This is a genomic window from Bacillus sp. FJAT-14266 (assembly GCF_001719225.1).
Classification (GTDB): Bacteria; Bacillota; Bacilli; order Bacillales; family Bacillaceae; genus Bacillus; species Bacillus subtilis.
In genome coordinates, this window is sequence record NZ_CP017072.1 from 2,752,227 (window position 1) to 2,767,223 (window position 14,997).

Here is a 14,997-nt window from a genome sequence, read left to right on the forward strand (position 1 = left end):
ACAAAAAAAATTATTTATGCTAAAATTTACTATTAATATATTTGTATGTATAATAAGATTCTCCTGGCCAGGAGAATCTTATTTTTTGTGGAGGATCATTTCATGAGGAAAAATGAGTCCAGCTTAACGTCTTTGATTTCAGCTTTTGCCCGTGCTTATCACAGCAAATATGACACACCTCTTATTTTTGATGATTTTATCGCAAAAGATCTCATTAACGAAAAAGAGTTTATCGACATCAGTAAAAATATGATTCAAGGAATATCGTTTTTCAACAAAGAGATCGGCGAACGTCTTCAAAATGATCCTGAAAAAATATTAAAATGGGTTGCACAAATCCAGCTGTCTCCCACGCCCCTAGCACGTGCTTCTTATTGTGAAAAAGTCTTGCACAACGAATTAATCCTGGGAGCAAAACAGTATGTCATTCTTGGCGCGGGGCTTGATACTTTCTGCTTTCGGCATCCAGAATTAGAAAATAGCTTACAGGTTTTCGAGGTTGATCATCCGGCTACACAGCAATTCAAAAAAAATAAGCTGAAGGATGCAAATTTGACAATTCCGGGTCATCTTCATTTTGTTCCTATGGATTTCACCAAAACGTTTTCGTATGACCCTCTCTTAGATGAAGGATTTAAGAACACAAAAACATTCTTCAGCCTTCTCGGAGTGTCTTATTATGTAACACGGGAAGAAAATGCAAGTTTGATCAGCAATTTATTTTCTGATGTCCCGCCTGGAAGCTCTATTGTTTTTGATTATGCGGACGAAACACTTTTTACAGCAAAAGGGACGTCGAATCGAGTTGAACATATGGTGAAGATGGCTGCCGCAAGCGGGGAACCGATGAAATCATGTTTCACTTATCAAGAGATTGAACATCTGTTAGAGTCATCTGGTTTACTGATCTATGAACATCTATCACCAGACGACATCAATGACCTTTTCTTTAGTAATCGAAAAGACAATTTGTCAGCGTTTGAAACGATTCATTATATTCATGCGGTAAAAAAATAATTTTCAAATCATCAGAAGCCTCTCAATGTTTGAGAGGCTTTTTATTTGAACCCGCATGCAGCAAATAAGCTGTCGTTATCATACGGCAGCTTCTGCTAAAGGCTTCACCAAGATCATAAATGATTTGCCTTTCTCATCTTTTTCCGTTTTCAGCTGTTCAAAGCCGCATTGGCTTAAAAACAGTATCCATTCCCTGCGCTCAATGGGAACTCCCGCAAACATCGCTTTATGTTTCGCTCTAAGCAATTTGCTGATCTGTTCAATGATCATCTTCGCATGTCCCTTTTTTTCTTCAGCCGGGTCAATCAGGACCGTTCCGAGCCACGGCTTACCGTTTGAAGGAGACCACTCGAGATGGTAGCTGGCGGCAACAGGCATACCGTCTTTTTCCCATACAAGCCATGAACCGTTGTACATGGAGTAGGAAATGATATAGTCTTCTGCATCTTTATCTCCAAACTCCTCCTCTTTCCATACAGGATGAGCCTCCGCGAGCTTTTCTAACAAGCTGAGATCATCCTGCTCAAATGGCCTACTTCCGAGCATGAAGATACTCTTCAAATATCGTTTTATGTATAGATGGGTTTCCGGCTAGCACACTGTGGTTTTCTAAAAAGGTAAACGGCTCTCCTTCAATGGTCGTATAGGTGCCTCCTACTTCATTTAACAGCACACAGCCGGCTGCGTAGTCCCATGGCGCAAGCCGCATCGTGATGTAAGCATCTATTCTTCCTGCCGCGACATTTGCCAGCTCTAAAGCGGCAGAACCGTAGGAGCGTGTGCCTCTGACTCTTTTCACAAGTGGCGCTAACACACTTTGATCAATTCTTCTGTTTTCCGTTACCCATGTTGCATTAATGGCAAGAATCGCTTCTTCAATGACGGTTTCTTTTAAAGGAGCCAGCTTCGTTTCATTCATATAAGCCCCTCTGCCGCTAAATGCGTGATACAGCTCATCGTGCACCACATCATAAATTAAACCGATTTTCCCTTCACCGTTTTCAAAAATCCCAATGGAAATCGCAAAATTTCTTTGCTGGTGCACAAAATTCATCGTCCCATCAATCGGATCAATAATCCATACGACTCCCTCAAGTGAGTGGATTTTGTCTCCTTGCCCCTCTTCACCGAGTATCCGATGTCCCGGAAATGTTTCTTGAATTCGATCAATGAAAAACTTTTCGGTTTCTTTGTCAATATTGGTGACTAAATCATTCGGATTTGATTTCGTTTCAATTGTCAGGCTTTCATGCATGGATTGTGTAATTCTCGCGCCTGCTTCTCTTATCCACTTCTTTGCAATCTCATCAATTTCCGTCCAATTTGTCATTCGTTCGTACCTCTCTTCTATGTAGACCTTTTATTTTATAGGATACTGATAACGGCAATGAAAAAGCAAGGAAAATGAAAAATATCCCTTCTCACGTAAAAACGAACCATTCATGCGGTTCGTTTTCACTATCGCTTTTTTACCCGTTAAGACGAATCCATTCTTTTCTAAGTCGCTCAAGTTTGTTTTTGCTTTGTTCAATCTGCTCTTCATTTTCTTTCTGCATTGCTTCATATAGGGTTGCCAATTCATAATCAACCTCTAGTCTCCAGACAGCAACACGATTGTTTTTCTCTTCCTTAAATCCCTCTTTTACAACTTGCCTCATTGTCTTTCGCCCCTTCCAGAGATCATTTGTTTGTAAAAAAGCATCCCATTTTGCCATTCAACAATGATTACTTCTTATATCGTATGATTGTTCTATTTACGCGCAACATGATTCTGAAAATTGTGTGTTTACCTACTCGTTTATTACCACATTTCCCCTTACTTCAAACGCGCTCAATCTTTTTGAAGCTCGTATGAACTGTGATAAAATATGTATACTTAGCATGAAGGAGGAAAATCATGACACAAATGCGTTTCACTGAAGAGGACTTTAACACATTTACAATAGAAGGCTTAGACGCGCGCATGGAAGTATTAAAAGAGACGGTCCGTCCGAAGCTTACAGCTCTAGGCGAACATTTTGCCCCAACTTTATCAGCTTTAACCGGAGATGAAATATTTCCGCATGTGGCAAAGCATGCAAGAAGATCCGTCAATCCCCCTGCTGACAGCTGGGTGGCGTTCGCAAACAGCAAAAGAGGCTATAAAAAACTGCCACATTTCCAAATTGGTTTATGGGAAAGCTACGTCTTTGTGTGGTTTGCGATTATTTATGAATCCCCTATCAAAGAAGAATACGGCAAATTGCTTGAAATGAACCAAGAAACCATTACGAAAAATATCCCTGACAGCTTCGTTTGGTCTGCAGATCACACAAAACCGGGAGTACATAAACAGTCTGAAATGGACAAGGAACAGCTGAAGACACTGTTTGAGCGTTTGCAGACTGTAAAGAAAGCTGAGCTGTTATGCGGCATCCAGCTCCAAAAAGAAGAAGTGCTGAATATGAATAACCAGGAATTCCTTCAGCGTATCGACGATGCCTTTAAGCAGCTTGCTTTTCTGTACCGTCTCACCCAAAAAGTATCACAAGCATAAAAAAGAGCCGGGATATCCCCCGGCTCTTTTTCTTACATCTTAATCTTCGCGTGATCAGATTCTCTCGCCTGTTTGACCGTGCGATAAGGAGAATATGTACTTTGTTCCTCAAACTCGCCGCATAGCTTTTTTTCTTCGGCCTTCCCCGGTACAATTTCCTTGAAACGGCGGTAAGCTTTAAGCAGTTCTTCACGATCCGCCCCTTTTTCATATGCAAGCTCAACCTGCTGGAAAAATGCAATCACATCCACTGCTTCTTCGGTTGTCCAATCTTCATTCATCGGATATTGATACTCCATTTTCTTCACTCCTTGTAGATTTAATTCCCTTAAGAGAAAGCATCTTCATTTGATCATAAATTGTTCTTTACATTCTTTCAAGTTCATAATATAATTCATTTGTTTTACGTCTAAAAAACGGTTGAGAAACTGATTTTAATACACACTATTATGCATAGGTATGATTACAAAGGTGGGAAAACAATTGTCGCAACATGAAACACCCTTATACACAGGACTGAAAAAGCATGCAAGCAGACAGCCTGTTCAATTCCACATTCCCGGCCATAAAAAAGGGGCAGGAATGGACCCAGAATTCAGACAATTTATCGGTGAAAACGCGTTAAGCATAGATTTGATTAATATTGAACCATTAGACGATCTGCACGCGCCAAAAGGCATTATTAAACAAGCACAAGATCTGGCTGCTGAAGCATTTGGAGCGGATCATACATTTTTTTCTGTTCAAGGAACAAGCGGCGCCATTATGACAATGGTAATGGCTGTTTGCGGACCTGGCGATAAAATTATTATTCCAAGAAATGTTCATAAATCAATTATGACAGCTATTGTATTTTCCGGAGCGGTTCCAATTTTTATTCATCCTGAAATTGACAATGAATTGGGCATCTCCCACGGAATTACACTTGAATCTGCTAAACGGGCGCTTACCGAGCATCCGGATGCAAAAGGGCTTCTCGTCATCAACCCGACATATTTCGGTGTTGCAGCCGACTTAAAAAGCATCGTAGAACTCGCTCATTCGTTTGATGTGCCAGTGCTTGTGGATGAAGCACACGGCGTTCACATTCATTTTCACGACGAATTGCCGCTATCGGCTATGCAGGCAGGAGCGGACATAGCAGCGACAAGTGTACACAAGCTGGGCGGATCACTGACGCAAAGTTCGATTTTAAACATGAGAGAGGGCCTTGTATCAAAAGACAGAGTGCAATCCATCCTGAGCATGCTGACAACTACGTCAACTTCTTACTTGCTTCTCGTTTCTTTGGATGTTGCCAGAAAACGCCTTGCAACAGAAGGCCACCAGCTTGCTGAGGAAACACTCAAGCTTGCCAATCAGACGAGAGATCGCCTCAACCAGATTGAAGGCATTTATTGTGTCGGTTCTGAGATTCTTGGTTCGAAAGCAGCTTACAGCTATGATCCGACAAAATTGATTATCTCTGTGAAAAGTCTTGGCCTGACAGGGCATGACGTGGAAAAATGGCTTCGTGAATCCTTTAATATTGAGGTTGAGCTTTCTGATCTGTACAATATTTTGTGTATTTTCACTCCTGGTGACAGCCAAAATGATGCAGACCGGCTTGTAGAGGCTTTAACTGAGATCGCACAGCAAATGTCAGAACAAGATGTAACACATCAGCAAACTGAGGTTCTGCTTCCAGAAATACCTTTATTGGCAATGACTCCGCGTGATGCTTTTTATGCAAATACGGAAGTCATCCCATTAAAAGAAGCATCCGGACGGATTATTGCTGAATTTGTCATGGTATATCCGCCTGGTATTCCAATCTTCATTCCAGGAGAAATTATTACAGAAGAAAACATCAGCTACATTTTTAAAAACCTTGACGCAGGCCTCCCTGTTCAAGGACCTGAGGACTCGACTTTACATATGATCCGGGTCATCAAAGAACAAAAAGCAATTCAATAAAAAATAAAAAGCATGCGGCTTTAAGCCGCATGCTTTTTTTTACTCTTCATCAACAGGACATTGACATTGTCCGCAGCAAGTTCCATATAATGTTGTCACTTTCTCATCTTCAAAGTAATGAATGGCTTCGTTGCAATCTTGGCAAACAATCGTACCCATCTCTTATTCCCCATTTCTTTGAAATTTGAAAACGCTTAATTTCTTTTGTTGTTATTATATTAATATGTCACATTTAAAATGTCAACAATAAACTGTATAACACATTTAATTTTAGATCGTCATATAGACCGTGCTTTTCCATTTTCCCTCATACAATATCTTCTTCATACAGAAGCTTTACTCGATATATATGCCACAGCACATAATGTAATTTCACGTTTTCTTGAACTTTCATCCAAGAATGCAGCAAAAAATTCAATATACCCCAGGTTGCTATTTTAAACGATTGATATAATATGTAATCTCACTTTAAAAACGGTTTCAATTATATAACAATTAGGTAACAAGAAGCAGATTAAGCCGCCTCTCGTGATAAACTAAAGCTAGTTAACTACTGTTTATACAGAGGAGAAGATAGATGCGATATCGCGCGGTATTCCCCATGCTGATAATAGTATTTGCTTTATCGGGCTGTACGCTTTCCACCATCAATCCGATGAAAAAAAGCCGGATTGACAACATTCACCATACACAAATCCTGTTTTTTTCTGATGAGAACCAAATAGATCAGGAAGCGCCTTATTACGATGCACTGCTTGATTTAGAAAAAGATTATCCCGAGCAAATAGATAAAATGAAGGTCTATGATAAAAAAGAAGGCTGGGAAGATGAGATTGAAACTGTCCCTACCCTTATGGTTGTTGATCAGCGCCATGTCGTGGTGAAAATCGAGGGATGTGTGAAAAAGAAAGAAGACATCATTAAACCATTACAGCATGTGCTGTCAAAATAAAAAAACAGCCCCGCTTTGAGAGAGGGCTGTTTTTGATATGAAAATTATTTTACGATGTGAATCGGACTTCCGATTGCCACTTCAGCAGCTTCCATTGTGATTTCGCCCAATGTTGGGTGAGCGTGAATTGTCATCGCGATATCTTCAGCAGTCATGCCGCCTTCAATCGCTAAGCTTAATTCAGAAATCATATCAGAAGCACTTGCTCCGGCGATTTGCGCACCAATTACAAGACCGTCCTCTTTACGAGTGATCAGCTTCATGAAGCCGTCTGTTTCGTTAAGAGAAAGAGCGCGGCCGTTTGCTGCAAATGGGAATTTAGCAGCAACAATGTCAAGACCTTCTTCTTTCGCCTGTGCTTCAGTGTAACCAACTGATGCAAGTTCAGGCTCAGAGAAAACAACCGCAGGAATACCAAGGTAATCGATTTCTGCAGGCTCTCCAGCGATAGCTTCTGCAGCGATTTTACCTTCGTAAGATGCTTTATGAGCAAGAGGCGGTCCTTCGATGATATCACCGATTGCATAAATGTTAGGTATGTTTGTGCGGCACTGTTTGTCAGTTTTCACGATACCGCGGTCCGTCATTTCGATACCGACTTGCTCAAGACCAAGCTCATCAGTGTTTGGACGGCGTCCTACTGTAATCAATACGTAATCAGCATCAACAGTTTTTTCTTCGCCTTTTACTTCGAAAGTAACTGTTACGCCGTCTGGTCTTTCTTCAACGCCTTTAGCCATCGCGTTTGTATGGATTTCAACGTTGCCTTTTTTCTTCAGTCTGCGTGTAACGAGAGAACTCATTTGTTTTTCGAAGCCAGGAAGAATTTCATCTCCGCCTTCAAGAATAACAAGTTCAGTACCGAAGTTAGCATACGCAGTTCCAAGTTCAGTTCCGATGTATCCGCCGCCGATAACAACGAGCTTTTTAGGAATTTCTTTAAGAGCCAAAGCGCCAGTTGAATTCAGCACACGCTCACTATATTTGAAGTTTGGCAATTCGATAGGACGAGATCCAGTAGCAATGATTGCGTTTTTGAACGTGTATGTTTGAGCAGAGTTCTCATCCATAACACGAACTGAATTGCTGTCTACAAAGTAAGCTTCACCTTTTACAACATCTACTTTGTTGCCTTTAAGAAGACCTGCTACACCGCCAGTAAGCTTGTTGACAACAGAAGCTTTCCATTCTTGAACTTTTGTGAAATCAACTGTTACATTCTCAGCAGTGATTCCCATGTCATCAGAATGTTTTGCATTCTCATAACGGTGACCTGCATTGATCAGCGCTTTTGAAGGGATACATCCAACGTTCAGACAAACGCCTCCAAGAGTTGCTTTTTCAACGACTGTTACTTTTTGTCCAAGCTGTGCAGCGCGGATGGCAGCTACATAGCCGCCAGGTCCCGCACCAATTACAAGAGTATCTGTTTCAATAGGGAAATCTCCTACTACCATAACATTACGCCTCCATTAAAATTAATTGTGGATCGTTCAGTAAACGCTTGATGTGATTTAATGCATTTTGCGCAGTTGCTCCGTCGATCATACGGTGGTCGAAGCTGAGAGAAAGAGCTAAGACTGGAGCTGCTACGATTTCGCCATCACGAACAATCGCTTTTTCTGCAATGCGTCCGATACCAAGAATCGCAACTTCTGGATGGTTGATAACCGGAGTGAACCATTGTCCGCCGGCAGAACCGATGTTTGTAATTGTGCAAGATGCGCCTTTCATTTCAGCTGGAGCAAGCTTGCCTTCACGAGCTTTTGTTGCAAGGCCATTGATCTCATCAGAAATTTCAAAGACAGATTTACGATCTGCATTTTTCACAACCGGTACAAGCAAGCCTTTTTCAGTGTCAGCAGCGATACCGATGTTGAAGTAATGTTTTTGGATGACTTCATCTGTTTTATCGTCAATTGACGTGTTTAAAACAGGGAATTTTTTCAGTGCAGATGTAAGAGCTTTTACAACGTAAGGCAAGTAAGTCAGCTTGATTCCTTGATCAGCAGCAACTTGTTTGAACTGTTTACGATGTGCAACAAGGTTTGTTACGTCCACTTCGTCCATTAACGTTACGTGAGGAGCAGTGTGTTTAGAGTTAACCATCGCTTTTGCAATTGCTTTACGGATACCGCTCATTTTTTCGCGTGTTTCTGGGAATTCGCCCTCTGGAGCTGGTGCAGCAGCCGGTTTAGCAGCTGTTTCTTGTGGTGCAGCTGTTTCTTGCGGTGCAGCTTCTTGCGCTCCTCCGTTTACAAAGCTGTCGATATCTTCTTTTACAACACGTCCGTTGTTGCCTGAACCAGTAACCTTACGGATGTCTACGCCTTTTTCACGAGCATATTTACGTACGGAAGGCATAGCGATCACGCGTTTGTTCGGGTCAACTTCAGCTTGATCCTGCTGTCCTGCGCCAGTAGCTTTTGCAGGCTCTTGAGCTTGCTCTTCTTTCGCAACGTCTTGTCCAGCTTCTGCAGTTGACTGAACTTGTGCTTCAGTTTTCGCATCGTCAGACTCGTCGCTGCCTTTAAATTGAAGATCTTCGTAACCAGGTGCATCAAACGTAATAATCGTTTGTCCAACCGTTGCAACCGTTCCCTCTTCAACTTTTAATTCTAATACTTTTCCTTTAACAGGTGAAGGAATTTCTACTACTGCTTTATCATTTTGGACTTCAGCCAGTACATCATCTTCGTCTACCTCGTCGTTAGGCTTGACAAACCATTTTACGATTTCGCCTTCGTGGATACCTTCCCCGATATCTGGAAGTTTAAATTCAAATGCCACAGTTCTCGACCTCCTAGTTTGATTAAGCAATTTTAAAGTTTACATCGTAAGCATTGAAAACAGATATATAATAGAGGGAAAACGTTCATCTTCCCTCTCGATTATTCAGTTTGATTAAAATTCAAGCACTTTTCTTGCTGTTTCAAGAACGTCTTTATGGTTTGGAAGCCATACGCTCTCCGCTTGAGAGAAAGGAAATACTGTATCTGGCGCTGCAACGCGAAGTACAGGTGCTTCCAAGCTCAGGATCGCACGGTCATTAATTTCTGCTACTACGTTTGCAGCAATACCGGCTTGTTTTTGTGCCTCTTGAACGACAATCGCGCGTCCTGTTTTTTCTACAGAGGCGATAATTGTATCGATATCAAGTGGGCTTACTGTACGAAGGTCGACAACTTCAGCAGAAATGCCGTCTTTTTCAAGCTCATCAGCAGCTTTTAATGATTCATGAACCATTGCGCCGTAAGTGATGATTGAAAGATCAGTACCTTCACGTTTCACGTCAGCTTTTCCAAGCTCAATTGTGTATTCTTCTTCAGGAACTTCCTGACGGAAAGAACGGTAAAGCTTCATATGCTCTAAGAAGACAACAGGATCATTGTCTCTGATCGCAGAAATTAAAAGTCCTTTGGCATCGTAAGGAGTTGATGGAATCACAACTTTGATACCAGGCTGTTGTGCAACAAGACCTTCCAAGCTGTCAGCGTGAAGTTCAGGAGTATGAACACCGCCGCCGAATGGAGAACGAATTGTTACAGGTGAAGTCCAGCGTCCGCCAGAACGGTAGCGCATACGAGCCATTTGGCCAGAAACTGAATCCATTACTTCATAAACAAATCCGAAGAATTGGATTTCCATTACCGGACGGAAGCCGTTTAAGCCTAAACCAAGGGCAAGACCGCCGATACCAGATTCAGCAAGTGGCGTGTCAAACACACGGTCTTCACCGAATTCTTTTTGCAATCCTTCTGTCGCACGGAATACGCCGCCGTTTACACCAACGTCTTCTCCGAAAACTAAGACATTTTCGTCATTTTTCAGTTCTGTGCGTAACGCATCCGTGATTGCTTGAATCATTGTCATTTGCGCCATGGCTTACTTCGACTCCTTCTGTGTATAAATTTCAAATTGCTCCTCAAGGTTGTGAGGCATTTTTTCGTACATGATTTTCATTAAATCAGTTACTTTTTGCTTCGGTTCAGCATCAGCTTTTTTGATCGCTTGCTTAATTTCTTCTTTCGCATCCTCAATTACTTTTGCTTCTTCTTCTTCAGACCATAAGCCTTTGTTTTCAAGGAACGCACGGAAGCGTACAAGCGGATCTTTTTGTTCCCACTCATTTTCGATTTCTTTTGTACGATATTTAGTAGGATCGTCACCAGCCATTGTGTGCGGGCCATAACGGAATGTAAGTGTTTCAATTAGTGTTGGACCTTCGCCGTTGATTGCGCGCTCGCGTGCTTCAGCAGTTGCTGCGTATACAGCAAGCGGATCCATTCCGTCTACTTGTACGCCGACAATACCGGCAGCTACAGCTTTTTGTGCAATTGTTTCAGCTGCAGATTGTTTTTCAACAGGAGTTGAAATCGCGTAACGGTTGTTTTGTACCACGAAGATTGCAGGTGCTTTATAAGCTCCGGCAAAGTTAATTCCTTCGTAGAAGTCCCCTTGAGAAGCTCCGCCGTCACCAGTGTAAGTGATTGCGACAGCTTTCTTACCGCGTTTTTTAAGACCTAGCGCAACACCGGCCGTTTGAATGTATTGAGCACCGATAATGATTTGTGGAGAAAGGGCATTCACATCATCAGGCATTTGGTTTCCTCTGAAATGTCCGCGAGAGAAAAGAAACGCTTGATATAATGGAAGGCCGTGCCAAATTAACTGAGGCACATCACGGTATCCAGGAAGAACAAAGTCTTCTTTTTCAAGCGCGAAATGCGTTGCAATCTGAGAAGCTTCTTGACCCGCAGTAGGAGCGTAAAATCCGAGACGTCCTTGACGGTTTAATGAGATAGAGCGTTGGTCAAGCACACGCGTAAATACCATGCGGCGCATTAGCTCTTTTAATTGATCATCAGTTAAATCAGGCATCGCCGCTTCATTCACGACTTCTCCCTTTTCATTTAAAATTTGGAACGTTTCGAACTGCTTTTTAATGGCATCAAATTGCTTCTTACTGTCAACGATAGCTTTTTTCGTTTTTGCAGCCATACTAAGTCACCTCTTCCTTTCTTTTAAACAGTCATTAGACGTGCATTCCTTTTATACATACAAACTTAGGGTACCCTAAAGTATCAGCAGTAAGTCGTATTATATTTTAGCCGATCCCCAGTTTGCCAAAACCTTTTATGTAGGATAGTTACACTCTGCTTTGAACTGTATTATTTCGAAGTTGTAAAAAACTAATACAACACCGCTTAACATGGATTAGTTTACACCAAATAAAGAAGAACCGTCAATCGTTTTCATCGCTGATTTTCAATAAATGTATTCGCTTTACATTTTCAACAAAAAAACAGATGCCAACCGCGCCCAAAACTGTACTAGTATACCTTACTATGCTGTACTACAATAGAAATGAAAATTTTGAATGAAATCCGAATCGCATTTCATTCAAAAAAGAGCTGATCGAGTCAGCTCTTTTTCACACGATAGCCTGCAGCATCATATAAATCTTCCCGGGCTTTATTGTATTTTTCGGTTTGTTCATTAAATTCTCCGCTATATTTAAGGATCTTTTCATAAGAAGCATTGACTTTATCGATCTGCTGATCCAGATCATCTCTTGTCAAGTCTTTGTCTTTCAGCTGCATATACAGTTTTTTATTAAGCTCAAGCGCTTTTTTATACTCTTTATACATAGTGCCATATGATGTATATCTTTTCTCCATATGGTTTGCTGCAGCATCGGCCTTTTCTTTTATGTCTTTTTCCTTAATATGTTCCGCTGACGTTTTTGCTTCCTCAAATTCTGTTTCCGATTTTTTCATGCTGTCATTTTCAAGCTTTAGGTGTTCTTCGCGCTTGCTGACATTTTCAAGCGCCTTATTAGATAAAGCAACAATTTTTTTATAATCATCCATATTGAGCTTCATAACACTATCGTAAAGCTGATTTTCTTTGGCCTCTAATTCTTTGAGTGTTTTTTGTTCTTCTTGAAACGGCTTTTCCGATTCCGCGGCTTTTTCTAACGAATGATGAAGTGAATCAACCGGGTCCTGTCCCATGCATCCTGTTAATATCAGTGCCATGGCACAAAAAGCTCCGATCTTCATTCCAGGCCGCCGTTTTATTGCGTCTTTCACGTTAAATCCCCCAATCTTGACAATTTCCACTATAGAATCCATGGGGACATTTGGCAATAGTCGTGCTGTATTAATGCAATACTGAAATTAAATCAAAAAAGTGAAAAATCAGGACAGATGACCATACAACTTTTTTGTTTTTACATAGGTTATATTAGACGCTATGCCTACTTATAAAGGCTCTGGCGTAATTAAAAGAGGAGGTTATGTAATATGTATGGATATGGTTACGGCGGAGGCTGCTGCAGTTATGGTGGTTACGGATATGGTGGCTGCGGATATGGATACGGCCGCACCTTTGCGCTAATCGTTGTTTTATTCATTCTGTTAATCATTGTCGGAGCTGCTTATTTAGGCGGAGGCTGTTGCTAACCACACAGCATGAAATTGACCAGCCATATACGGCTGGTCATTCGTTTCGTTGCACCTTTGTGAAGAAATCCGATATAATTTACATATTAAGCTTTAGGAGTGAAGTTTCTTGATTACTATGGAAAACATCGTACGTGACGGCCATCCAGCCCTCAGAGAGACTGCCGAACCTGTTGAGCTGCCTCCAACTGATGCAGAAAAACAGCAGCTGGCCGACATGATCGAATTTGTTAAAAACAGCCAAAATCCTGAATTAGCCGAAAAATACAAGCTGCGCCCTGGCGTAGGGCTCGCAGCTCCTCAAATTAATATCAAAAAACGAATGATCGCCGTTCATGCGGAAGATGCTTCCGGTAAATTATACAGCTATGCTCTGTTTAATCCTAAGATCGTCAGCCATTCAGTTGAAAAAAGCTACTTAACAAGCGGCGAGGGCTGCCTCTCTGTGGATGAAGCGATTCCCGGTTATGTTCCCCGCTATTCTCGTATCAGAGTAAAAGGAACAACACTAGAAGGCGAAAATATTGATATTCGTTTAAAAGGATTTCCGGCTATTGTGTTTCAGCATGAGATCGATCATTTGAACGGCGTTATGTTCTATGATCATATTGATAAGGAAAATCCTTTCAAAGAACCTGAAAATGCACTCGCAATTGAGCGCTAATAGAAAAAGCGGCTGGCACAATGCCAGCCGTTTCTTTATTTTAAAAGGCCCAATTCTTTGACAGCGTATGCAATTCCATCCTCGTCCACCGGTTTTGTTACAAAGTCCGCGATTTCTTTCAGTTCGGGAACAGCATTTCCCATAGCAACGCCTGTCCCAACATATTCAATCATTTGCAGATCATTTAATCCGTCGCCGAAAGCATATGTATCGCCGATATCAAACGGAAGACGCTCAATCACTTTTTTGATTCCTTCTGCCTTCGAACCTCCGTGCGGCAGAACATCAGTCGATAGCTCATGCCAGCGAACTAGATCAAACTCAGGAAAAGCGGCATAAGCTTTTTCTTCTTCATCCTGACAAAATAAAAGAAGCTGAAAAATTTCTTTTCCTTCATAAAAAAGGTCATCGGTCTCTGGGTAATCGGTTTTAAGGCTGCCGATTCCCTCGAGAACATGAGGGTGATCCGCAACAGTCGCTTTCATCGTGTCCTCAGCCATAAACACAACAGGATGCTTGCCTTCATCCGCCTGCTTTAATAATCGCCTGATTGCATCTTTAGGCAGCGGATTTTTATAAATCACTTGATTTTCAAAGACAACAAACTGTCCATTGTAGGAAATAAATGAGTGGATGCCCAGCTCCTCCAAAATCGGCTTAACCAAAAATGGAGACCGGCCGCTGGCAATAAACACATGATGCCCTTGGCGCTGCAGCTCCGCCACGGTTTTTCTCGTACTTTCCGGTATATTCTTATCATGATCATATATTGTGCCGTCAATATCAAAAAAGATTAATTTAGAATCCATCGCAACTTCCCCTTTATCGTCTTGGTCTGCAATTCCCACCCTCATCATACAAAAAGATTGTCATTCAGCAAACAATTTCGTTCAAAAATCATATTAAATTCCATTAATAACCACGAAAAGTCTTCCTCAATCTCCGTATACTATTTGTATAAAAGAACTCTGGGACAAATTTTTCATTAAAGGAGGGACTGGCTAATGCTGCGTAAATTAAGAAAGAAACTCAGAAGACAATGGAACGGAATGCTCCGTAAGAAAGCAATTGCCTGACAAGGGATCTTTCACTTTTTGAGAGATCCTTATTTTGCTCAAGGCTTTCCTTATATTCCGTTTTCGAATATAATAGAATGAGCGAGTCTAACATACGGCATTTAAGGAGAGATTTGGAATGATTTATAAGGTATTTTATCAAGAGAAGGCTGACGAAGTACCTGTTCGGGAAAAGACAGATTCACTTTATATTGAAGGCGTATCTGAGCGTGACGTCAGAACAAAGCTGAAAGAAAAGAAATTTAATATTGAGTTTATTACACCTGTTGATGGTGCATTCTTAGAATATGAACAACAGAGCGAAAATTTTAAAGTATTGGAGTTATGAG

The 14,997-nt window shown here is 41.4% G+C and carries 18 protein-coding genes; 7 read left to right on the forward strand and 11 right to left on the reverse strand.

Annotated elements, in window-relative coordinates:
* The first annotated feature begins 102 nt into the window (after positions 1-102).
* Entirely contained in the window at positions 103-1,017 is a 915-nt protein-coding gene (locus BGM23_RS14135; RefSeq protein WP_046664148.1) for a class I SAM-dependent methyltransferase, read from the forward strand.
* 78 nt (positions 1,018-1,095) lie between these two features.
* Here the strand turns inward: BGM23_RS14135 and BGM23_RS14140 are convergent, their stop codons facing one another.
* The 3 genes from BGM23_RS14140 to BGM23_RS14150 form a co-directional block, all read right to left on the reverse strand.
* The gene (locus BGM23_RS14140) at positions 1,096-1,524 is read right to left on the reverse strand and encodes a GNAT family N-acetyltransferase (protein WP_072692649.1); all 429 of its coding nucleotides are present in this window, start codon (positions 1,522-1,524) and stop codon (positions 1,096-1,098) included.
* A 25-nt stretch (positions 1,525-1,549) separates the two neighbouring features.
* Positions 1,550-2,347 (reverse strand): inositol-1-monophosphatase, encoded by a 798-nt coding sequence (suhB, locus tag BGM23_RS14145; RefSeq protein ID WP_003232297.1) that lies wholly within the window; start codon positions 2,345-2,347, stop codon positions 1,550-1,552.
* A 139-nt stretch (positions 2,348-2,486) separates the two neighbouring features.
* On the reverse strand, positions 2,487-2,675 hold the full coding sequence (locus BGM23_RS14150) for a hypothetical protein (RefSeq protein ID WP_009967148.1): 189 nt from the start codon (positions 2,673-2,675) through the stop codon (positions 2,487-2,489).
* A 239-nt stretch (positions 2,676-2,914) separates the two neighbouring features.
* Between BGM23_RS14150 and BGM23_RS14155 the strand changes: the two genes are divergently transcribed.
* A complete protein-coding gene (locus BGM23_RS14155) occupies positions 2,915-3,553 on the forward strand; it encodes a YktB family protein (protein WP_038427637.1) in 639 nt (212 codons plus the stop codon).
* Between the two features lie 32 nt (positions 3,554-3,585).
* Here BGM23_RS14155 and BGM23_RS14160 read toward each other — a convergent pair whose 3' ends face one another.
* Positions 3,586-3,852 (reverse strand): UPF0223 family protein, encoded by a 267-nt coding sequence (locus tag BGM23_RS14160; RefSeq protein ID WP_003245382.1) that lies wholly within the window; start codon positions 3,850-3,852, stop codon positions 3,586-3,588.
* Between the two features lie 184 nt (positions 3,853-4,036).
* Here BGM23_RS14160 and speA point away from each other — a divergent pair, with 184 nt between their 5' ends.
* On the forward strand, positions 4,037-5,509 hold the full coding sequence (gene speA, locus BGM23_RS14165) for an arginine decarboxylase (RefSeq protein ID WP_046160351.1): 1,473 nt from the start codon (positions 4,037-4,039) through the stop codon (positions 5,507-5,509).
* Between the two features lie 39 nt (positions 5,510-5,548).
* On the opposite strand, the gene BGM23_RS21505 is transcribed toward speA, so the two are convergent.
* Positions 5,549-5,668, reverse strand: coding sequence for a GapA-binding peptide SR1P (locus BGM23_RS21505; protein ID WP_003232305.1), 120 nt, complete (start codon positions 5,666-5,668; stop codon positions 5,549-5,551).
* A gap of 418 nt (positions 5,669-6,086) precedes the next feature.
* Between BGM23_RS21505 and slp the strand changes: the two genes are divergently transcribed.
* Positions 6,087-6,461: a peptidoglycan-associated lipoprotein Slp gene (gene slp / locus BGM23_RS14170; RefSeq protein ID WP_003245672.1), complete on the forward strand. Its 375-nt coding sequence runs from the start codon at positions 6,087-6,089 to the stop codon at positions 6,459-6,461.
* A gap of 44 nt (positions 6,462-6,505) precedes the next feature.
* Here the strand turns inward: slp and lpdA are convergent, their stop codons facing one another.
* The 5 genes from lpdA to BGM23_RS14195 all read right to left on the reverse strand — a co-directional run bounded on the left by lpdA (position 6,506) and on the right by BGM23_RS14195 (position 12,556).
* Positions 6,506-7,918 carry a dihydrolipoyl dehydrogenase gene (gene lpdA, locus BGM23_RS14175; RefSeq protein WP_029726527.1) on the reverse strand — a complete coding sequence of 471 codons (1,413 nt, stop codon included), beginning with the start codon at positions 7,916-7,918 and terminating at the stop codon, positions 6,506-6,508.
* Positions 7,919-7,922: 4 nt separating this feature from the next.
* Positions 7,923-9,251, reverse strand: a complete 1,329-nt coding sequence (pdhC, locus tag BGM23_RS14180; protein WP_003232311.1) for a pyruvate dehydrogenase complex dihydrolipoyllysine-residue acetyltransferase — start codon at positions 9,249-9,251, stop codon at positions 7,923-7,925.
* Between the two features lie 114 nt (positions 9,252-9,365).
* On the reverse strand, positions 9,366-10,343 hold the full coding sequence (gene pdhB / locus BGM23_RS14185; protein WP_003232313.1) for a pyruvate dehydrogenase complex E1 component subunit beta: 978 nt from the start codon (positions 10,341-10,343) through the stop codon (positions 9,366-9,368).
* A 3-nt stretch (positions 10,344-10,346) separates the two neighbouring features.
* Positions 10,347-11,462: a pyruvate dehydrogenase (acetyl-transferring) E1 component subunit alpha gene (pdhA, locus tag BGM23_RS14190; protein ID WP_003222294.1), complete on the reverse strand. Its 1,116-nt coding sequence runs from the start codon at positions 11,460-11,462 to the stop codon at positions 10,347-10,349.
* A gap of 422 nt (positions 11,463-11,884) precedes the next feature.
* Positions 11,885-12,556, reverse strand: coding sequence for a YkyA family protein (locus BGM23_RS14195; protein WP_014476698.1), 672 nt, complete (start codon positions 12,554-12,556; stop codon positions 11,885-11,887).
* 213 nt (positions 12,557-12,769) lie between these two features.
* Between BGM23_RS14195 and BGM23_RS14200 the strand changes: the two genes are divergently transcribed.
* Positions 12,770-12,928 carry a YjcZ family sporulation protein gene (locus BGM23_RS14200; protein ID WP_003232317.1) on the forward strand — a complete coding sequence of 53 codons (159 nt, stop codon included), beginning with the start codon at positions 12,770-12,772 and terminating at the stop codon, positions 12,926-12,928.
* A 109-nt stretch (positions 12,929-13,037) separates the two neighbouring features.
* Entirely contained in the window at positions 13,038-13,592 is a 555-nt protein-coding gene (gene def / locus BGM23_RS14205) for a peptide deformylase (protein ID WP_029726528.1), read from the forward strand.
* A gap of 35 nt (positions 13,593-13,627) precedes the next feature.
* Here the strand turns inward: def and BGM23_RS14210 are convergent, their stop codons facing one another.
* Positions 13,628-14,401 carry a Cof-type HAD-IIB family hydrolase gene (locus BGM23_RS14210; RefSeq protein ID WP_015715823.1) on the reverse strand — a complete coding sequence of 258 codons (774 nt, stop codon included), beginning with the start codon at positions 14,399-14,401 and terminating at the stop codon, positions 13,628-13,630.
* 385 nt (positions 14,402-14,786) lie between these two features.
* On the opposite strand from BGM23_RS14210, the gene rnpZA reads away from it, so the two are divergent.
* Positions 14,787-14,996, forward strand: coding sequence for an RNA polymerase subunit omega 1 (gene rnpZA, locus BGM23_RS14215; RefSeq protein ID WP_003222303.1), 210 nt, complete (start codon positions 14,787-14,789; stop codon positions 14,994-14,996).
* The last annotated feature ends 1 nt before the right edge of the window (position 14,997 follow it).